The sequence below is a fragment of the Streptomyces sp. NPDC052301 genome (assembly GCF_044593395.1).
Taxonomy (GTDB): domain Bacteria; phylum Actinomycetota; class Actinomycetes; order Streptomycetales; family Streptomycetaceae; genus Streptomyces.
This window is the reverse complement of the sequence record NZ_JBIUBE010000015.1, coordinates 166577-185396: the sequence shown is the minus strand read 5'-3', so window position 1 is coordinate 185396 and position 18820 is coordinate 166577. Positions and strand designations below refer to the sequence as shown.

Genomic DNA, 18820 nt, shown 5'->3' with positions numbered 1-18820 from the left:
GCTCCGTCACGGGAGGGCCTGCCTGCCGCCTCAATGCCCCAACAGCAGTCCACTCCCGCCGATGTCGGCGTGGACACCGTCCTTGCCCACCGCCACGCGCTGCAGGCGCAGGACGCCCGCCGGCGGTTTCGGGAGCTGGAAGGAGAAGGTGAAGCGGTCCGCGAGCTGCGGGCGGGTGAGCTTGGTCAGCGCGGCGAGGAGGGACGGGTCGAGGCCCAGCGACGTGAGCACCTCCGGGTGGGCGAGCGCCGTGTCGAGCAGGTTCACGCGGGTCAGGCCGTGGAGGAAACGCGGTGCGCCGGTGAGCCGGTGGAGTTCGCTCTCGTCGCGCAGTGCGAGGCGCACCGCGCTGTCCGGTACACCGAGGCGGCGCACGATCTCCGGAACGCCCAGGAGCGCCCTGACCCTGTCCCGCTCCTGGGTGAGCCGGCGCACTGAGCCCGGCGACAGGTGAAGCCCCTCGGTGGGTCCGGTACCGGGCCGGTACGTCGCGAGGTCGCCGATGTCGAGCCGTATGCCGTCCACGGCGGTGGCGATGCCGCGGTCCCCGTCACGCCGGACGCGGGCGTCGGCGCGTACACGCAGATCGTCTCCCGCGATGCGCAGGGAGCCGCTGGCCCGGATGCGGTCCGGCCCCATGGCGGTGAAGTCCACCTGCGAGGCGCCGAGTTCGCGGTCCATGTCGGCGAAGGACAGCAGGACGCGTCCGTGCAGCTGCGGAACGAGCGCGCCGCGCACCGCAGTGGGGCCGTCGCCGTCGATGCGTATGCGGTGGCCGGTGGCGGTGATCTGGGTGAGGGTGACCCGGTGGGCGGGGACCGACGGGACGGTGATGCTGACCGATTCCAGGCGCCGTGCCGCCAGCTGGGTCAGAAACGGAAAGCCGCCGATCCTCACCTCGGGAGCCGCGGTCAGGTGCAGCTGGTCCTTGAGTCGCTCGGAGGCTTTGCGCTCGGCGTAGAGCAGTGCCCAGCGGTCGGCGAGGACGAGGAGACAGCTGAGGGTGAGGAGCCAGGCCACGGCTTTGGCGAGGGTGGGCAGGCCCGTGGCCCGGTTGCGGCGGCGACTGCCGCGCCTGTGGTTGGGCGGGGCCCATGGCTCGTCGGCGTCGTCGGTCCGCAGGGGCGGTGTGCTGTCTGGAGTGAGGGCATCGTCCAGCGACGGGTCGCCCAGCGAGGCCAGTTCTTCGTACGGATCACGGGCGGATGGAACGGGTTCGGTGAAACGCCCGTCGGACTGGGTGAGTTGATGCGTCGCGATGTGGGGGGTACGCATCGGTTTATTTGATCATATGTTCTGATCTCGAGCCAGGGTTGAGGGTGCGGATCAGTCCTCCGCTCGTTGGGTGACATGGGCGCCCGTGCGGTCGCCGAGGAATTCGTACCAGCGGCGTTCCAGGCAGACGTAGCGCGTGTCGGCCTCGACGAGCGCCAGGAAGGCCCGCAGGGTCTCGGCGAGGCGTTCTTGCAGGCCGTTGTCGGCGAGGCCGCCGTCCGGGGCGAAGGCTTGGTGCGCGGCGGCGAGGCTGAACATGTCGGGGTAGACGCGAGTGCCGAGGTGTTCGAGAGGGACGCGCAGGGCCCACAGGCCACGGTTGCCCCCGACGAGGGACGGGGAGGCCGACAGCAGCAGTGCGTGGGTGTCCTTGAACGGCTGGGGGCGCATCCGGGAGACCCAGTCGAGTGCGTTCTTCAGAACACCGGGGACGGAGGCGTTGTACTCGGGGGCGGCGATGACGAAGGCGTGCGCGTCGGTGATGTGCCGTCCGAGGTCTCGCGCGGCCGCCGGGATCCCCTCGGCGGTCTCGACGTCCCCGTCGTACGGGGGAAGGGGGAAGTCGCGCAAGGGGGCGCGGTCCACCACGGCCCCGCTGTCGGTGACGAGGCGTTCGGCCAAGTCGGCGAGGCGAGTGTTGAGAGAGTCTCTTCGCAGTGAGGCGTTGAGGATGAACACCCGGAGGGGTTCAGGGTGATCCTCTGTGGACATGGACGCGCTCCTTCCCTGCAGCCCGCTGATTCACGGCGAGACGCCTCGACCGTCGCTCCGGCGTCGCCGCTCTGAGGTCACCGGCTCATCCTGGCATCGCCCGGTCCCTCGCGCCCGGTGAGCCGATGCCGTGCGGGGAGGCGAGCGCAGCTCGTCGCGTGTTCGCGAGGGGCAGGGCGCTGGACTAGGCGGCGGATCGGGTGCGGCTGCGGGCCGCACGGTCCAGTGCGTACTGGGCGGTGAGACAGGCGACGGTCCAGCAGGCGAGCAGGGTGAGTCCGGTCGCAAGGTGCGCGGAGTGGAAGTAGGACGCGCCGCGCAGGGCGCGGACGGCGATGCCGGGCGGCATGGCGTAGGCGAGCGGGGCCAGCCAGGGGGGCAGGTACTGCGGCGGCAGGATGCCTCCGCTGGATGCGTTGCCGAGGATCAGCAGCGCGATGGAGGCCAGGGGGACTCCCGCGGGTCCGCAGGCACGCATGATCAGGCCGGCGGAGGCCGCCAGCGAGAAGGCGAGCAAGGCGGTGACGACCGCGGTGGTGGCGAAGGCGGCCGGGATCGCGCCGAGGGCGAGACAGGCTATGGAGGCGACGACGAGGCCGGACGCGGCGGAGAAGGCGGCCGTGCTCGCGATACGCGCGGTCAGAGCGAGGCGCGGGGCGATCTGGTAAGAGGACACGGCGAAGAGGTAGCCGGCCAGGACGACCCCGAAGCACGCGTAGAAGATCGACAGTCCGCGGGAGTCGTCCTCCGTCAGTGGCACCACGTCGCTGACGGGGATCGGATGTCCGACCGCGGTGACCAGGCTGGACTGGATCGATCCGATGGCGGAGGGGCCCTGTGCGCCGGCCACCAGCAGTTTCAGCTGCCGGTGCGCGTCGGTGACCAGGGCGGCGGGGACTTCATCGTGTGCGACGGCGGCGCGTGCGGCAGCCGGATCCGGATAGCGCTGGAAGCTCATCGCCTGGCTGTCGAGGTCGTTGACCGCGAGTTCCACACGGGCCGCGGTCGCGTCCGGGGCGGCTATCCCCAGGGGCAGTCGGTGGGAGGTGGGGGCGTGGAAGGCCGCGAGGAACACGGCGATGAACGCGGCGCCGACGAGCAGCGCTGTGATCACCGGAACGGTGATGGCTTTGCGGTTCGGCGCGCCGGCATCCAGGACCGGGGCCGGGATGCCGTGCTGGGTGTCGTCCAGGGGGTGGGGTGGGTGGTTCGCGCGGTGGCGGGGCCGGGTCGGCTCTTCGAGGGCCTGGGGGTTCGAGGAGGGCATGGCACTTTCTTGCCGGAGGTCGGGGCGTGCGGACCGGGATGCGTGAGGGTGGTGCCGTTCTCCGTGAAGAGCCCGGCGTCGGGGAGTCAGAAGTAGCCGCCGTCGAGTGGGAGGGTGCGGCCGGTGAGGTAGGCGGCGTCGCCGGAGGCGAGGAAGGCGTATCCGGCGGCGATCTCCTGTGGCTGGGCGAGGCGGCCGAGGGCGCCGTGGACCTCGAGCCACTGAGGCAGGGGCAGGGTGCCGCGGAGTTGGGGGTGCTGGTAGCCGGCGCCGTGTTCGGCGGCCATGTCGGTGGCGGTGCCGCCGGGGGCGACGGCGTTGATGGTGATGCCGCGCCTGCCGAGTTCGGCGGACAGGTTCAGGACCATCGCCTCCACGGCCGCTTTGGAGGCCGCGTACAGGGTGTGCTCGAAGACCGCGCGTGTGGCGCTGATCGAGGAGGTGAGCACGATCTTGCCGCCGGCACTCATGCGGGCGGCGGCTCGCTGTGCGGCGAACAGCTGACCGCGCGTGTTGACCGCGAAGACGTGGTCGAAGTCGGCCGGGGTGATGTTCTCCAGCGCGCCGAAGTGCTCGACACCCGCGCACGAGGCCAGGACGTCGATCCGGCCGAACCGGGCCATCGCCTGCTCGAACAGAGCCTCGGTCTGGTCCGGGTCGGCGACGTCGGCGCGCAGCGCGAGCGCACGGGTGCCGTCTGCGTTCAGTGTCGCGGCGAGGTCGTGTGCCGCCTGCTCATTGCCGCGGTAGCCGATGACGACGGCGGCGCCTTCCGCTGCCAGGCGCGACGCGACCGCCGCGCCGATGCCCCGGCTGCCACCGGTGACGACGGCGACCTTTCCTCGAAGTCGCGCACAGCTCACTGCGGTCATGGGTGAGTCCTTCCACTGATGATTGGAGCGCTCACCGGACGCGCCGCCGGCATCCGCTGGGCGACTCCGGGGAGTGCCTGAGCGGACAGCCGGGGCACCGCTGTCCCGGGCGCCGACACGAGGCTAGCACTAAGCGAAGGAAATCCTTCACTTAAGCGGGTGTGACGTAATCTCGATCCGGCAGGCCAGGACGAGAGCAGAGGTGAACCGGTGTCCGCCAAACCGGCCGGAGGGCGCGCAGCACCGCGACTGCGCATGGACGCGGCGCGCAATCGTGCCCAGATTCTCAGCGCTGCCCGCGGCGCCTTCCTGGAATCGGGCACCGCCGTGCCACTGGAGGAGATCGCCCGACGTGCGGGCGTGAACATCGCCACCCTCTACCGGCGCTTCCCCAGCCGTGACGCGCTGATCGCGGCGGTCGTCGTCGAGGGGTTCGGCATCGTCCTGGACGCGGCCCGCTCGGCGGCGACGGCTGCGCAGGCGGATCCGGCCGCGGCCGTCGAGACGTTCCTGCGGAGCATGATCGACAGCCGCGACCTGCTGGTGCTGCCCCTGATCGGCGGCCCACAGACCGACGACCCCGAGGCACGCGAACGGCAACGCGACATCGCCGCCGTCCTGGAGGAGATTCTGGCCGAGGGGCGCCGCCGCCAGACCGTGCGCGCGGACGTCACGGCAGCGGATCTCATCATCACCGCCGCGCTGCTGTGCCGCCCGCTGCCCTACCTCCCGCACGAGCAGGCCGCCGTCCTGACCGCGCGCCACCTCGGCGTCTTCCTCGAGGGGCTGCGCCCCGACCATTCCCGTACGCTGCCCCGGCCCCCCAGCTCTGAAGAACTCGCCGCCCATCTGCACGGCGGCGCGGCCGGCACCGCCCAGGGTCAGGCCCGCGAGCCCTGACACACGTCGGCGGGGGCGTGCGCGTGTCGCCCCCCGGCCGATCTCCGGCCGGTCCGAGCACGACCGCAGCCCCCGGCATGGCGCCAGACGTGTCGGGGGCTGGTCCTTGCAGGTCACCCGATCCGGTTACGGCCCCGGCCCACGACCCTCACGCCCCGCCCGATCGCCGTACGCTCGCCCCTCGACGCAACACCCGCTCAAGGGGGGACCATGAACCGCAGAGCACTCGCCTGCACCGCCGCCGCAATCGCCGTCCTCAGCACGGCCACCGCCTGCAGATCCACCACCACGACCGGCGACAGCGGCAGCACCGCCACCGCGACGGCCGGCACCAGCACCGCGACCGCTGCCGTCGGCACCGGCGGCGGCAAGAACGGAACCGTCACCAAGAAGACCGTCCCGAACTTCCTGGGCATGGGGCTCCAGTCCGCCCAGGACGCCGCCCAGAGCGCCGGGTTCTACAGCCTCAAGTCGCACGACTCCCTCGGCCGCGACCGCATGCAGATCCTCGACCGCGACTGGAAGGTCTGCTCCCAGAACGTCAAGGCGGGCACCGTCGTGGCGACCAACTCCGAGCTGGACTTCGGCGCGGTGAAGCTGGCTGAGACCTGTCCGGCCCACGACCAGGCCGCACCTTCGGCGGCCGGCGGGAAGATGCCCGACCTCCACGGCAAGAGCGTGAAGGCCGCCCGGGACGCGCTCGACTCCAGCACCTCGATCACGGTGAACGACGCGACCGGGGCCGGCCGGATGGTGCTGCTCGAGTCGAACTGGCAGGTGTGTACACAGAAACCGGCCGCCGGGACGAAGCCGGCCGGGCAGCCGGTCACACTGAACGCGGTCAAGTACGGCGAGCACTGCCCGTAGACAGGCGGGCGGCCCGGGCCGCCGGCACCCGGGCCTCTGCCACCCACCGCCTCACGTCGCTCCCACCCCGATCAACGACGCCCGAGCGCTGCCCCGGACGAGTGCCGGCAACCTGACACCCGTCGCGCGTCACTCCTGTGCGAAGTGCCTCTTGAGCCAAGTGAGCAAAGCCGCGAACGCGGGGGTCATGGCGGCGTCCGACTGCTCGAGGACCGTCACGCGGTCGCCGTCCTCCACGGTGATCGTGTAGCTCATCGCGTCCCTGGTGCGGCCGGCCTGGTCCTCCTGGGGCATCGAGCCGGCCGCGGCGAGCAGCTCGCCCAGTTCACCCGCGGCCGCCTCGGGCAGGGCATCTGTGTCCAGCCTCCTGGGCGGGCGGCGGAGGTTGGTCACCGCCGCCAGCCCGCCGTATGTCTCCAAAGCCACCTTCACCTGGTGACCTTCAGCGCGGCCACTTCCTTGGCCAGCCCCGTGACCTTGTCGTTCAGCGCCCCGATCTGCCTGGTGACGGCTGCCAGGCCGTCCTCCCGGCCCGCGCCGCCGTTGCCGTTGACCGCAAAGCTCTGCACCCGGGCGACTCCGGTCGGGACGCCCCTGACCGGGACTTCCACCTCCTGCCACGCCGACAGCACGGCCGACTGTTCGGGGCTGCCGGCACCGAACAGTTCCCCGGCCTTCTGGAACGTGGTGCCCGCGAAGTCCTGGAACTGGTCGTCGGCGCTCGACGCTTTCAGGGATTCGTACCAGATGGTTCCAGCAGCCTTCCATGCGAAGCCGCCGATGCGCGCGGCCGTCAGGAAGAACGCCTTGTTGGGAATGCCGGAGTTGAAGTGCACTCCGCCGAAATCCCCTCGTTTGGTGTCGGGCAGGTGGATGAACTTGCTCATACGGTCGGGCTGGGGGTCCTTTCCGAACTTCGGATTGTTGAAGGCGTGCCCCGGGTCCTTCATGGATCGCAGGGCGTCGCCATCGATTCCCGGAGTCCACACGTCCACCCCGATCAGCCAGTCCGCCTCCTCGGCCGTCTGCTTCAGCGACCACTGCTTGACCAGCGACCCGAAGACGTCCGACATCGACTCGTTCAGGGCCCCTGACTGATTGTGGTACTCGAATGCCGACAGATGATCCGTGACACCGTGCGTCAACTCGTGGCCGACCACGTCGAGGGATCCGGTGAGGTTGCCGAACTCCTTTCCGTCCCCGTCGCCGAAGAGCATCTGGCGCCCGTCCCAGAAGGCGTTGTTGACCTGGAAGCCGAAGTGGACGTATCCGTCCAGGCGCATCCCGCGGCCGTCGATCGAATCGCGTTGGAACACCTCTTTGTAGAAATCGCGGGTCACGCCGAGTGCGTCGAACGCCTTGTTGACGGACGGGTCCGCGGACTCCGGGCCGTCCTCCGGCCTGGCCAGGACGGCGCCGGGGAGAGATTCCTCCTGCTCACAGTCGAAGACGGTGCGCCGACCGTGACCAGGCGCGGCCGCGCCGGCGAGGGACGCACGGACCGCCCGCTCTCCCCGCAGGCGAGCAGTCACCAGCAGGGTGTCCAAGGCGGCCTGGCGCACCTCGCGGTCTTCGCTGTCCAGGAGCTTGTCGAGAATGTACGGGGGGATGATGCAGTTGATCGGGCGAGTCCTACTCATGGGGCATCCTCCTGAGCGAGAGGACCGAAGGCTGATCATTCATCGTCGCGAACTGCGTGCTCGGCTGTTCTCAGATCAGCGCTCATCGCGTTCAACCATCAACGCGAGGAGATTCTTTCGACGTTCAACATGGCCAGTCGCAGACACACCGCGGGTGCCTGCCGGTATGGCTGCAACGGGAGAAGCGTTGGCACCGTCCCCGTCTCAGCGGCACTGTCACGCTGATGTCACCAGTCTCCTGCCGCCCGTAGTGGCTGGCAAACGCAGGGACCACCGCGCAGAGCGTTTGTCGGCGCCGGGTGCGATCAATTCACGGCCTGCATGCCGTTCACGGGGTGGCGTGGTTGCCGGCATCATGCGTACCGGGCCAGCGGAGGAAGACCGCGATGAGTCAGGTCATCCGCCATCCTGAGGGAAGATACCGAAGCGCCGAACGAGTCACTCCGCTTGCGTGGCGGAAGACTTCTGTCCCGGGTGGACATGTACGCGCGCCGCAGACGGATGGTTCGCATTCAACGAAGGGTGGGACGCCGGGTCCCGCTCGCCCGCCGGTGGCGGTTGCGCAGGACATCCGCGACATATCTGCGGATCGGCGCGTGCGCCGGTGCGGCGGCCTTCTTGGCCTGGACAGGGCCGACCCACTCCGTCATCGTGGGCGGCGCCACGCCCTGTGCCTCTGGGAACCTCCTGACAGCGGCGACGGTTCGGCCGCCGCGCACGACGCCGGCCGGGACGGCAACGAGTCACTGCAGCCGGTGGAACGGTGGCTGAGCATGGCCGGCAGCTCACAGGCCCCCGGGAATCGACCGGCGGACGAGCTGACGACCGACGGCGGGAAGCGCCTGCACCCCTTCGTCGCGGTGGCCGGGGACCTCGCGGCCCTCGCACTGCGGACCCGGCACCCGGAACGGTTCATCTGGATCGACGAGACGGCAGCCACACTCAAGATCGGCTCGAGTCCCGCCGATCCCACGGTCCATCGCAAGCACAACCTGTGGATATCGATGCCCGACTGGAGCGGACCAACCGGACCGAACTGCCACGGAACGGTACACCTTCCGGCGTAGACGGGGCCGGCCGGCCGGGCATGCCCAATCGGGAACTCGCCCGCTTCTGGGGAGCGACGGCCGAGCGAACCCGCACGCCACCGAAGGAAGCGGCGCCGGACACGACGCCCCGCCCGACACGCACCCGACGCCGCGGGGCCTGACCGGATGTCGCCCGGCAGTCGGCCACGCCCCTGGGCCGACCATTGCCATAAAAGTCTCTTGAGGGGTGTTCAACCATTGCTTATGGAATCTCTGTCCATGTGACAGCGATCTCCTCCTCCACGGGAACCGAAAGCAATCGGATTCCGTCCCCGTGCGCCGCGAAGTACCCGTGGCCAGAAACCAGGTTGGGGCGCAAGTCCGTCCCGGATCCTGAGATATCCTTCTGGTCCGGGCGCCCCGTTCGTACGGGTGCACCGTTGATTCATACGTCAACAACGACGCGGCTCGCCTCCTTTCCGGAGTGGCCCGACCCGTCGTACCACCGTCGGCCTTTCCCGCCGACGGTTCACGCCTTCGAGCAGGAATTGATGCCCGTTCAATCATTGGCGGAGCTCATACGCTTCGCGCGCCACAACTCGCCTTTCTACCGGGACCTCTACTCTCATCTTCCCGGCCGGGTGGCGCACCTCACCGATCTTCCGGTGGTACCCCAGGCGGAGTTCTGGCGGGCCAACTCCCCGCGTGCCAACACGCTCTTGACCGCCCCCCTGGAAGAGGCCGTCGTCTTCCGCAGCGGTGGCACCACGGGGTCGCCCAAGTTCTCCTACTACACCCGTGACGAATGGCGGGAGTTCACGACCGCGTTCGGCGCCGGGATCGTCAAGGCCGGTCTGCGCCCCGGACACCGGGTGGCTGACCTGTTCTACGCCGGTGACCTGTACGCCAGCTTCAGCTTCGTCCTCGACTCGCTGCACCGGTCGCCCGTGGCCAACGTACGTCTGCCCATCGGCGGTGCCACTCCGTGGGAGTCCACGACGGCCACCCTGGAGGAGTTCCGGGTCCAGGTCGTCGCCGGTACGCCGACCACCCTGTGCGCCCTCGCCGAGCGCCTCGTCCGCGCCGGCCGGACCCTTGCGGACGTGGAGCTGCTGTTCTTCGGCGGCGAGTGTCTCTTCGGCGACCAACTGCCGCTTCTCGAGGCCGCGTTCCCGAACGCAGAAGCCCGTTCGCTGGGCTATGCGAGCGTCGACGCGGGACTGCTGGGCGAGGCCGTGCCCGGCGACGACCCGCGAATCCACCGGGCCTTCACGCCCCACACCGTGGTCGAGATCGTCGACGAGGAGAACGGCCCCGTCGGGAAGAACGGGGTGCCGGGTCGGCTCGTCGTCACCGACCTGCGCAGACGGCTGATGCCCGTCCTGCGCTACCCGGTCGGCGACCAGGCCGAGTGGGTGGACCGGGACGGCGGTGTCTTCCGCATCCTCGGCCGCGCCGAGGAGGGGGTCCGGGTCGGCCCGGTCACCCTTCACACGCAGGACGTCCACGACATCGTCACGACCGCCGACACGGCCGGTGAGGTGACCGGGCTGCAGCTCGTGGTGCGTCGCGAGGACGGCCGGGACGGACTGGTGCTGCGCCTGGCCACCGGCGAACCGAGCAGCGCAAGTCCGGAGTTGGCGGACGCGGTGACCACCGCGATCCTCACCCAGCGACCGCTGTACGGCAGCGCGGTGACCGCGGGGCACGTGAACCCGCTCGTCGTCGAGTGGGCGCACCACCGCGATCTGGTCGTCAACTCCCGTTCCGGCAAGCTGGTCCGGGTCGTCGACGAACGGCCCCTGACGTGAGCGGGCCCACGCCGCGTACCGGCCGCCGGCCCCTCGTGCTGCGCAATCCCGCCTTCGGCCGCGTCTGGGCCGGCCAGCTGCTGACCCAGGCGGCGAGCCGGATGTTCCAGGTCGGCGCGGTCTGGTGGCTCGTCGGTTTCGCGGGCGGCGGGCATCGCGGCTTCGACTCCGGACTGTTCCTCATGGTCAGCACAGTGCCCGCGGTCGCACTCGCCCCCGTGGTCGCCCGGATCGTCGCGGGCCGGCCACACCGGACGGTGCTGGCCGGCGCGGCCGGTGCGGCGGGCGTGGTCGCTGCTGCCGCCGCCGTACCGGCCCAGGCCGGCGCGCTGCCCATGGCCGCGGTGTACGCGGCGGGGCTGGCACTCGCGGCCTGTCAGGCGGTCTTCGACCCGTGCCTGACGACATCGGTGCCCGAGCTGGTCGAGGACGCCGACATCGAGGCGGCCACCGGCTTCGAGCTGTCCACCCAGTCGGTCGCCGGGCTCGGCGGAGGGCTGCTCGGGCCGCTCGTGGTCGACTCGGGCGGCCTGACCGGTGTCGTCGCCTGCTGCGCGGCCGCCTATCTGCTCGCCGCCCTGCTGGTCCTCTCGGTCCGCTTCCCACGTGCCGCCGCGCCGGAACAGGGCCCTGGAAACGGCCCGGCAGGGGAGCGGCGGACACTGCGCCGGATCCTGGCCTCCCTGCCGTTCATCCGCCGCACCCTGCTCTGCTTCGCCGCCGCCAACGTGTTCACCACGGCCGTCTACGTCGTGATGCCGTTGTACACGCGGGGTGTCCTCGGCTCCACCGGTTCCACCGTCGCCCTGCTGGAGGCGGCGCTCGGCGCGGGCACCCTCATCGGGTCCTTCACCGGCGCCCGCCTGCCGGGGCGCCCGGTCGCCGTCGGCAGCGTGTGCCTGGCCGTGACGGCGGCGGCCCTCGCGCTGCCGGGCCTGGTCGCCGACCGCATGGTCGCGCTCGGTGCGCTCACCGTCGTCGGCTGGTGCGTCGGTGTGATCGGGGTCCGGTTCGTGGCGCTGTTCCAGCGTCTGGTCCCCGCCGACGACAAGCCGGGGTTCTTCGCGGTGATGCAGGCGCTGCTCGGTGCCACCTTCCCCCTGTCCTCCCTCGTCTTCGGGACACTGGGCGACCACCTGACGGCCCGCACCCTCTGCCTGGTGCAGGGCGCCGGTCTGGTGCCGGTGGCTCTGGCGCTGTGGTGGCTCTGCGGACGGGCGGGCACCGACGCGGCGCAGGCGCCCGACGGCGCCGTACCGGCTCTCGCGGCGGAGGGGGAGCCGTCATGAACATCGTCCTCTCCCCCGCCGTGGTCCAGGACATCGCCCTCCTACGGCAGTTGTACTTCGACGTGTACGGGCACGGCTACCCCGTGCCGCTGGGCAGCGACCCGGCCGTCATGCGGCGGCTGATCACCGACGGCACCGCCCACTGGCTGACCGCCCGCACGCCCGCCGGTGCCCTGGTCGGTTCCGCGGTGGTGCAGACCGATCCGGGCAGCCGTATCGGCAAGCTGCTGGGCCTGGCCGTGCATCCCGGCCACCGCGGCGGCGGGCTGGCCTCCCGGCTGACCGGCGCGGTCTGTGACGAGGCCTTCGCCACCGGCCGGCTCGACTCGGTGTACGCCACGGTCCGGGTCGTCACCGAGGGCCCTCAGCACGTCGTCGTGCGCAACGGCTTCAGGCCGCTCGGCCTGCTGCCCAACGCCGTCGAGGTCGAAGGGTGCGAGACCCTCGCGCTGTTCGCCCGCTACGCCGACGGCGTGCTGGCCCGCCGGGCCGCCGTCCCGCACGTACCCGAACGCCTGGCGGCACTGCTGTCCGCCGCCCGCGTGGGCGTCGGCATCGACTACGCGGACAGTACTCGCGTGCCCGCCCGTCCCGCGCCGCGCGCGACACCCGGTGCCGAGCCGATCGAGCTGATCTCCGCCCCGGCTTTCGTGCGCCGCCGCTTCCTGGAGCACTTTCCCGACGCCGGCGACCGCTTCTTCCCGCTGCACACGCCCAACGCGCTTCTGGTGGCCGCCGACGGCGGCTTCGAGGCCTACGCCGAGCTCGATCGGGTCGCCGGCAGCTGCGCCCTCGTCGCCGTCCATCCGCGTCCCGCCGCGGTCAGCGGCGCGCTGGAGACGCTGATGACCACGGTCACCCGGGCCGGGGCGGACTACGCCGAGACACTGCTGCCGCTGGCCGACACCGAGGCCCTGGACGTCTTCCTCGCCTCGGGGTTCGTACCGAGTGCGGTCTATCCGGCGATGCGCCGCATCGGCGACCGCCTCCACGACTACGTGGTGCTCTCCCGTACCAGCCGCCAGATCGACTTCCGTACGACGGCGGTCAGCCCCCTGCTCCAGCCCTACCTCGGCGCCTATCTGAGCGCCTGGACCTCCACCTACCTGCCCCTTCACGAGGTGTCCCGATGAACCCCCATCTCGCCGACGTCGAGGTCCCCGACCCGGCGGCGCTCGGCCACGTGCAGCGGCTGTGCGACCTGGCCGAGCCGTACGCGTCGGGCCCGAGCACCGACGAACTGTTCGCCGCCGCCATGGCCGAGACCAACGCCTGGCACGCCGGCCGTTCCTCCTTCTTCGCCACCCTGCTGGAGGATCCCCCCGAGGACCCCGCACCCACCCTTGGTGCCGGAGTGCGCGCCCCGCTGCTGCCGGCCGCCTTCTTCAAGCGCCACGAAGTGCTGTCCGTCCCCCGTGACGAGGTGTTCCTGCACCTGACCTCCTCGGGCACCACCGGTCAGAAGTCGCAGATGTTCTTCGACGAGTGGACCATCCGCTCGGCGCAGCGCATGGTGGCCCGGATCTTCGACCACTACGGATGGATCACCCCCGACCAGCCCGTCAACTACCTGCTGTACAGCTACGAGCCGGCGCCGTCGCTGAAGCTGGGGACGTCCTTCACCGACAACTACCTGTGCGACTTCGCCCCGGCGCGGCACACCACGCACGCGCTGCGGCACACCGGCAGCGGCCACGAGTTCGACGTGCACGGCTGTATCGCGGCGCTGCAGCGGTACGCGCAGGACGACGTGCCGGTCCGCATCCTGGGTTTCCCCGCCTTCCTGTACTTCACCCTGGAGCGGATGCGGGCGATGGGGCTGGAGCCGCTGCGGCTGCCGGCGGGGTCGCTGGTGATCCTCGGCGGCGGCTGGAAGGGCCACACCGACCGGCAGATCGGCAAAGAGGCGTTCTACGCCGAGGTCACCGAACGCCTCGGCATCCCCGGCGACCGCATCCGCGACACGTTCGGCTCCGTCGAGCACTGCGTGCCGTACGTCGAGTGCGCGTACCACCGGCTGCACGTGCCGGTCTGGTCCCGGGCGGCGATCCGCGACACCGGGACGCTGCGTCCGCTGGCGTACGGGGAGCCAGGCTTCCTGCACCTGGTCAGTCCCTACATCACCTCCGTGCCCGCGCACAGCGTCGTGATGGGCGACCTGGCCTCGCTGCACCCGGGCGAGGAGTGCCCCTGCCCGTCGTCCACCGACTGGTTCACCGTGCACGGCCGTGCCGGAGTGAGCCGCAACCGCAGTTGCGCGGTCGCCGCCGCCGAACTGCTGAAGGGAATGTCGTGACTTCCTCCGTACTCCACCTCTGGCAGGGCGAATGGGTCGACGGCACCGAGGCCGGCCGGCGGCTCACCGGGCTGTCCGATTCGGCCGGGCGCGTCCTGGCACGCCCGTTGCCCACCGAGGTGGTCCTCGACGCCTGTGCGGCCGTTGCCGGTGACCTGGCCGATCCCGCCTCAAACCTGTACGGCCGCCTGGCCGGACACCTGCCCGACGGCGAGGCCGCGCCCGTCCTGGCGGAGCTGGCGGCCGCCCTGACCCGGCAGGCGCTGGAGCGCAAGCTGCGGCGGGAGCTGGGTGGGCTGCGCCCGGAGCGCCTGACCCGGCCGGACGCCCGCGAGACCGTCTACGAAGCGTGGGCGCCGGTGGGCCTGCTGGTGCACATCGCCCCGTCGAACGCCGCCGCCGTGGCACCGCTCAGCGTCGTCGAGGGCCTGCTGGCCGGAAACCTCAACGTCCTCAAGACCAGCAGCGCCGACACCGATCTCGCCCCTGAGCTGCTCGCCGCGCTGGGGGCGGCAGACGCGACCGGTCTGATCGCCGAACGCGTCGTCGTGCTGCGCTTCTCGTCGTCGCGCCGGGACTGGCTCGAGGCACTGTGCGGGCAGGCCGATGCGATCGCCGTGTGGGGTGGCGAGGACGCCGTACGCGCGGTGGGCGAACTGGCGCCGTCCGGCTGCCGCGTGGTCGAGTGGGGGCACCGGATCTCGTTCGCCTACCTGACCCGTGGGGCTGCTGCCGACGACACGCTGCTCGACGCCCTCGCCGAGGACGTCTGCCGCTTCGAGCAACAGGCGTGCTCCAGCCCGCAGGTCGTCTACCTGGACACCGACGACGCCGAAGAACTCTTCGCCGTCGCCGGACGGTTCGCCGAGCGGCTGTCGAAGGTGTCCGACGCCCGGCCCGCGCCGCTGCCCGGCGCCGCCGAGCAGGCGGAGATCACCACCGTGCAGCAGCTCGCGCGGCTCGAACAACACCTCGGTCTCACCCGCGTGTTCGCCGCCCGGGACGGCTCCTGGCGAGTGCTCGCGGACACCCGTCCCGCGCTCGACGCCTCGCCACTGCACCGCAGCGTCTGGGTGAAGCCGCTGCCGCGGAACGCCGTCACCGCGACACTGCGGCCGATGCGCCGCTACCTCCAGACCGCCGCCGTCGCAGGTGGGCGCGCCGATGTGGCGGAGCTCTCCCGCGCCCTGTTCGCCGCGGGCGTCACCCGCGTCACCCCGGTCGGCTCCATGCTGGACGGCTACGACGGCGAACCGCACGACGGCGTCTACGCGTTGCAGCGCTACAGCCGTCGGGTCGGCGTCCGCGCGCCCGGCTCCGACTTCGGTGCCGTCGCCTGTCTGGACGACCTGGTGGCGCCCCCGGTGCTGCCCCCGGCCCCGGACGCACCCCTGCTCGGCAAGGAGGGTGTGCAGCGCGCGCTGGCGACGCTGGACGCGCGCCACGCGCACCTGTACTTCCGCAGCGGAGGTTCCACCGGCGCGCCCGCCCTGTCGGTGTTCACCTGCGACGACTACGACAACCAGATGCGCGCGGCGGCGCACGGGCTGCTCGCCGCCGGATTCGACCCGGCCCGCGACCGGGCGGCCAACCTGTTCTACTGCGGTGGGATGTACGGCAGCTTCATCAGCTTCTTCTCCATCCTGGAGCGGCTCGGCGCCACCCAGATCCCGATGGCCGCGGGTCCCGACCACACGGTGGTGGCCGAGGCCCTGGTCGCCCATGGGGTGGACACCGTCTTCGGCATGCCGTCCTACCTGTGGCAGCTCTTCCACGCTGAAGCGGACCGGCTGCGTGCCTACGGCGGCGTCCGCACGGTGTTCTACGGCGGCGAGCACTTCACAGCCGAGCAACGGCGCGTGCTGCACGAGGAGTTCGGGGTCGAGACGATCCGGTCCGCCGCGTACGGCAGCACCGATCTGGGGCCGCTGGGCTACCAGTGCACGGCCTGCGAGGGCTCGGTCCACCATGTGCTGACCGAGCTGCACACCCTGGAGATCCTCGATCCGCTGGAGGACCGGCCGGTGACGCCGGGCGAGCCGGGACGGCTGGTCTTCACCACCCGGACCCGGTCCGGACAGCGCCTGGAACGCTACGAGATCGGTGACCTGGGACGCGCCGTGCCGGGCCCGTGCGCGTGCGGCAGCCACGTACCGCGTCTGGAACTGCTGGGGCGCTACGGTGATGTGGTGCGCGTCGGCACGTACTTCGTCAACTACCGGCGCGTCCTGCGGGCCGCGCAGGAGCGGCTCGCCTACCACGGCGAGGTGCAGCTGCTGATCGCCCCCGGCGCCGGCCGGGAACGGCTGACGGTCCGGCTCGACGAGCAGTACGCCGGCGACGCCGCTGCCGCGCGGGAGGTGCTCATCGCCGAGATCCCGGAGCTGGCCTCGGCCGAGGCAGAGGGCCTCCTGGACCTGTCGGTGGAGACCACGCCGCGGGAGTCGTTCGAACGCACGGCCACCAGCGGGAAGCTGCGCACGGTCATCGACCTGCGGTAGCCGGGGGCCCGTGCGGGGGCGGGGCCGGCCGGTCCAGGAGAGACCGGCCGGCCTCCCCATGACGCCCGCTGACCCGAACGGCCGTGCTCAGCCGCGCAGAGACCAGCCGTTCCCCGCGGGCACCCACCTGCACGGAACGGCGCCTGCGCCGACCTGCTGTCAGACCGTCGTCCAGGGGCGGAGCTTGTCGGGGTTGAGTACGGCCCAGATGTGAGTGATGTGGTCCCCCACGATGTCGAACGCGTACACCGCCACGGTGCGGCCGTCTTGCTGAGCGACCAGGCCGGGCCGGCCGTTGACGGTGCGCTCCATGACGGTCAGGTCCCCGGGCGCCTTGGCGAAGAGGTCCGTCAGGTGGCGCGCGATCCGCTCGTTGCCTTCGACGGGGTGGAGTGAGGCTCCGGTGAGGCCGCCGCCGTCGGCGATCACTGTGGCGTCGGGATCGAGCAGGCCCATGAGGGCACTGATGTCCTTGGCCTGCCATGCCTGCCTGAAGTCCCTGACGATGCCGGCCTGGTGGGCCGCCGGGGTCTCCGGCGTGTGCGAGGCGCGGATGCGGCGGCGCGCGGAGGAGGCCAGCTGACGGCAGGCCGCCGGGGTGCGGCCGACGATCTCGGCGACTTCGGCGAAGGAGTAGCGGAAGACGTCGTGCAGGATGAACGCGACGCGTTCGGCCGGGGTCATCGATTCGAGCACGACGAGGAAGGCCATGTTCACCGACTCGTCGAGCGTCACCCGGTCGGCCGGGTCGGCCGTGGCGCCGCCTGCCGGCCCGGTCGTCCACTGGGAGGGTTCGGGCAGCGGCTCGGGAATCCATTCGCCCACGTAGCGCTCGCGCCGGGCCCGTGCCGAGCGGAGCAGGTCCAGGCAGATGCGGCCCGCGACCTTCGTCAGCCAGGCGCCGGGGGACTCGATGGCGTCCTGCTGCCGGCGGGACATGGCGTACCAGCGGGCGTAGGTCTCCTGGACGGCGTCCTCGGCCTCGGCCAGGGAGCCCAGCAGCCGGTAGGCGAGATTGATCAGCTGACGCCGCTCGCTCGTGATCGCGTCCAGGCTCTGATCGTCTCCGGTGGTCACGGTCCGTCCTCCCCTTGTCCCGCATCGATCGGATCTGCGCTCACCGGATCGACGAGACAGGGCACCGGAATGTGCGGTCGGCGTCTCGCCTGACATCTCGGGGAGCTGCGCCGTCGTACTGCTGACGACGGCACAGCATTCCCCCGTGGATGTGGCAGGGAGGAACCGATGAGCGACTTTCGGACGATCGCGGACCGGGTCGAGACAGAGGCGCTGCGCGGTGAGTTCACCGACGCGGTGATGATGCGTGACCACGACCGTGTCGCGTCGCTGTTCACACCGGACGGCGTGTGGCGGATGCCGGACATCCCCGCCGAGATGTCCGGCCGGGAGCAGATCCGCCCCTGGGGCCGACGGGTACCGGATTTCGTGGAGTTCCTGGTGCAGGACGCCCATGGGCGTGATCCACCTCGACGGTGACACCGCGTCCGGGCGTGCGTACATGTCCGGGGTCGGGCGCGGCGGCGACGGCCGTTCCGGGGTGAACCACGCCATCTGACACGACCGCTACCGGCGGATCCCGGACGGCTGGAGGTTCACCGAACGCTTCCGTGAGATCCGGTACCTCGACGAGAGCCCCCTGACGCGCTCCGTACCCCCGCGCGGCGCGGCCGCCCGCTGACGGATTCGCCGCACCACACCTCGCTTCACAGACCGAACAGGAGAACCGGACATGATCAGGATCGGCATCATCCTCGGCAGCACCCGCCCCAACCGCAACGGCGAACAGGTCGCCACGTGGGTCCATGACATCGCATCACGCCGCGGCGACGCCGAGTTCGAGCTGATCGACCTGCGTGACCACCCGCTCCCCCACCTGGACGAGCCGCTGGCGGCCATGCAGGGCCACTACCAGCACGCGCACACACGGGCCTGGGCGGCCAGGATCGCCTCGTTCGACGGGTTCGTCATGGTCACCCCCGAGTACAACCACTCCACCTCCGGGGTGCTCAAGAACGCCCTCGACCACCTCTACGCGGAATGGAACGACAAGGCGGCCGGATTCGTCTCCTACGGCGTCGTCGGCGGCGCCCGGGCGGCCGAACAACTGCGGCTGATCTGCGGTGCGCTGCGGATGGCCGACGTGGGCCAGCAGGTCACGCTGTCACTGATGACCGAGTTCGAGAACTACACCGCCTTCCAGCCGGCCGACCACAGCGTCGCCGCGCTGGACACACTGCTGGATCAGGTCGTCGCCTGGAGCACCGCGCTCGCACCGCTGCGCGCCGCTTCCCAGGCCGCCGCCGTCTGAACAACGCCCCGGGTCGGCGGTATGACCCCGTGGC

The 18820-nt window shown here is 71.1% G+C and carries 17 protein-coding genes; 10 read left to right on the top strand and 7 right to left on the bottom strand.

Annotated features, from left to right (window positions below; all coding sequences use genetic code 11):
- Nucleotides 1-30 precede the first annotated feature (30 nt).
- The 4 genes from ACIHEJ_RS33430 to ACIHEJ_RS33415 form a co-directional block, all read right to left on the bottom strand.
- Entirely contained in the window at nt 31-1275 is a 1245-nt protein-coding gene (locus ACIHEJ_RS33430) for a DUF2993 domain-containing protein (protein ID WP_400141175.1), read from the bottom strand.
- Nucleotides 1276-1326: 51 nt separating this feature from the next.
- Nucleotides 1327-1986: an NADPH-dependent FMN reductase gene (locus ACIHEJ_RS33425; protein WP_400141173.1), complete on the bottom strand. Its 660-nt coding sequence runs from the start codon at nt 1984-1986 to the stop codon at nt 1327-1329.
- Nucleotides 1987-2170: 184 nt separating this feature from the next.
- Entirely contained in the window at nt 2171-3253 is a 1083-nt protein-coding gene (locus ACIHEJ_RS33420; protein ID WP_400141171.1) for an ABC transporter permease, read from the bottom strand.
- Between the two features lie 86 nt (nt 3254-3339).
- Entirely contained in the window at nt 3340-4125 is a 786-nt protein-coding gene (locus tag ACIHEJ_RS33415; RefSeq protein ID WP_400141169.1) for an SDR family NAD(P)-dependent oxidoreductase, read from the bottom strand.
- A gap of 210 nt (nt 4126-4335) precedes the next feature.
- On the opposite strand from ACIHEJ_RS33415, the gene ACIHEJ_RS33410 reads away from it, so the two are divergent.
- Nucleotides 4336-5025, top strand: coding sequence for a TetR/AcrR family transcriptional regulator (locus ACIHEJ_RS33410; protein WP_400141168.1), 690 nt, complete (start codon nt 4336-4338; stop codon nt 5023-5025).
- Nucleotides 5026-5235: 210 nt separating this feature from the next.
- Entirely contained in the window at nt 5236-5892 is a 657-nt protein-coding gene (locus ACIHEJ_RS33405; protein WP_400141166.1) for a PASTA domain-containing protein, read from the top strand.
- A 129-nt stretch (nt 5893-6021) separates the two neighbouring features.
- Here ACIHEJ_RS33405 and ACIHEJ_RS33400 read toward each other — a convergent pair whose 3' ends face one another.
- Complete coding sequence (locus ACIHEJ_RS33400) at nt 6022-6318, bottom strand: protealysin inhibitor emfourin (RefSeq protein WP_400141164.1); 297 nt, start codon at nt 6316-6318, stop codon at nt 6022-6024.
- A 2-nt stretch (nt 6319-6320) separates the two neighbouring features.
- Nucleotides 6321-7532, bottom strand: a complete 1212-nt coding sequence (locus tag ACIHEJ_RS33395; RefSeq protein WP_400141162.1) for a M4 family metallopeptidase — start codon at nt 7530-7532, stop codon at nt 6321-6323.
- Nucleotides 7533-8305: 773 nt separating this feature from the next.
- On the opposite strand from ACIHEJ_RS33395, the gene ACIHEJ_RS33390 reads away from it, so the two are divergent.
- The 6 genes from ACIHEJ_RS33390 (at nt 8306) to ACIHEJ_RS33365 (ending at nt 16457) form a co-directional block, all read left to right on the top strand.
- Nucleotides 8306-8599 carry a hypothetical protein gene (locus ACIHEJ_RS33390; protein ID WP_400141160.1) on the top strand — a complete coding sequence of 98 codons (294 nt, stop codon included), beginning with the start codon at nt 8306-8308 and terminating at the stop codon, nt 8597-8599.
- Between the two features lie 512 nt (nt 8600-9111).
- The gene (locus ACIHEJ_RS33385; RefSeq protein ID WP_400141158.1) at nt 9112-10371 is read left to right on the top strand and encodes a phenylacetate--CoA ligase family protein; all 1260 of its coding nucleotides are present in this window, start codon (nt 9112-9114) and stop codon (nt 10369-10371) included.
- On the top strand, nt 10368-11660 hold the full coding sequence (locus ACIHEJ_RS33380) for an MFS transporter (protein ID WP_400141156.1): 1293 nt from the start codon (nt 10368-10370) through the stop codon (nt 11658-11660). The genes ACIHEJ_RS33385 and ACIHEJ_RS33380 overlap by 4 nt, the downstream gene beginning before the upstream one ends.
- The gene (locus ACIHEJ_RS33375) at nt 11657-12793 is read left to right on the top strand and encodes a GNAT family N-acetyltransferase (RefSeq protein ID WP_400141154.1); all 1137 of its coding nucleotides are present in this window, start codon (nt 11657-11659) and stop codon (nt 12791-12793) included. Before ACIHEJ_RS33380 ends, ACIHEJ_RS33375 begins: the two co-directional genes overlap by 4 nt.
- Entirely contained in the window at nt 12790-13956 is a 1167-nt protein-coding gene (locus tag ACIHEJ_RS33370; protein ID WP_400141152.1) for an acyl-protein synthase, read from the top strand. The genes ACIHEJ_RS33375 and ACIHEJ_RS33370 overlap by 4 nt, the downstream gene beginning before the upstream one ends.
- Nucleotides 13953-16457, top strand: a complete 2505-nt coding sequence (locus ACIHEJ_RS33365) for an acyl-CoA reductase (RefSeq protein WP_400141150.1) — start codon at nt 13953-13955, stop codon at nt 16455-16457. Before ACIHEJ_RS33370 ends, ACIHEJ_RS33365 begins: the two co-directional genes overlap by 4 nt.
- Nucleotides 16458-16616: 159 nt before the next feature.
- Here the strand turns inward: ACIHEJ_RS33365 and sigJ are convergent, their stop codons facing one another.
- Complete coding sequence (sigJ, locus tag ACIHEJ_RS33360) at nt 16617-17534, bottom strand: RNA polymerase sigma factor SigJ (protein WP_400141148.1); 918 nt, start codon at nt 17532-17534, stop codon at nt 16617-16619.
- Nucleotides 17535-17702: 168 nt separating this feature from the next.
- Between sigJ and ACIHEJ_RS33355 the strand changes: the two genes are divergently transcribed.
- Nucleotides 17703-17954, top strand: a complete 252-nt coding sequence (locus tag ACIHEJ_RS33355; RefSeq protein ID WP_400141146.1) for a nuclear transport factor 2 family protein — start codon at nt 17703-17705, stop codon at nt 17952-17954.
- Nucleotides 17955-18207: 253 nt separating this feature from the next.
- On the top strand, nt 18208-18786 hold the full coding sequence (locus ACIHEJ_RS33350; RefSeq protein WP_400141144.1) for an NADPH-dependent FMN reductase: 579 nt from the start codon (nt 18208-18210) through the stop codon (nt 18784-18786).
- Nucleotides 18787-18820: the final 34 nt, after the last annotated feature.

Bases quoted from the DNA above. Each gene is read 5' to 3' on its own strand.
- ACIHEJ_RS33395 (WP_400141162.1), bottom strand. From the start codon at position 7,532: ATGAGTAGGACTCGCCCGATCAACTGCATCATCCCCCCGTACATTCTC.
- ACIHEJ_RS33425 (WP_400141173.1), bottom strand. From the start codon at position 1,986: ATGTCCACAGAGGATCACCCTGAACCCCTCCGGGTGTTCATCCTCAAC.
- ACIHEJ_RS33375 (WP_400141154.1), top strand. From the start codon at position 11,657: ATGAACATCGTCCTCTCCCCCGCCGTGGTCCAGGACATCGCCCTCCTA.
- ACIHEJ_RS33430 (WP_400141175.1), bottom strand. From the start codon at position 1,275: ATGCGTACCCCCCACATCGCGACGCATCAACTCACCCAGTCCGACGGG.
- ACIHEJ_RS33390 (WP_400141160.1), top strand. From the start codon at position 8,306: ATGGCCGGCAGCTCACAGGCCCCCGGGAATCGACCGGCGGACGAGCTG.
- ACIHEJ_RS33415 (WP_400141169.1), bottom strand. From the start codon at position 4,125: ATGACCGCAGTGAGCTGTGCGCGACTTCGAGGAAAGGTCGCCGTCGTC.
- ACIHEJ_RS33405 (WP_400141166.1), top strand. From the start codon at position 5,236: ATGAACCGCAGAGCACTCGCCTGCACCGCCGCCGCAATCGCCGTCCTC.
- ACIHEJ_RS33355 (WP_400141146.1), top strand. From the start codon at position 17,703: ATGAGCGACTTTCGGACGATCGCGGACCGGGTCGAGACAGAGGCGCTG.
- ACIHEJ_RS33370 (WP_400141152.1), top strand. From the start codon at position 12,790: ATGAACCCCCATCTCGCCGACGTCGAGGTCCCCGACCCGGCGGCGCTC.
- ACIHEJ_RS33420 (WP_400141171.1), bottom strand. From the start codon at position 3,253: ATGCCCTCCTCGAACCCCCAGGCCCTCGAAGAGCCGACCCGGCCCCGC.
- ACIHEJ_RS33385 (WP_400141158.1), top strand. From the start codon at position 9,112: ATGCCCGTTCAATCATTGGCGGAGCTCATACGCTTCGCGCGCCACAAC.
- ACIHEJ_RS33350 (WP_400141144.1), top strand. From the start codon at position 18,208: ATGATCAGGATCGGCATCATCCTCGGCAGCACCCGCCCCAACCGCAAC.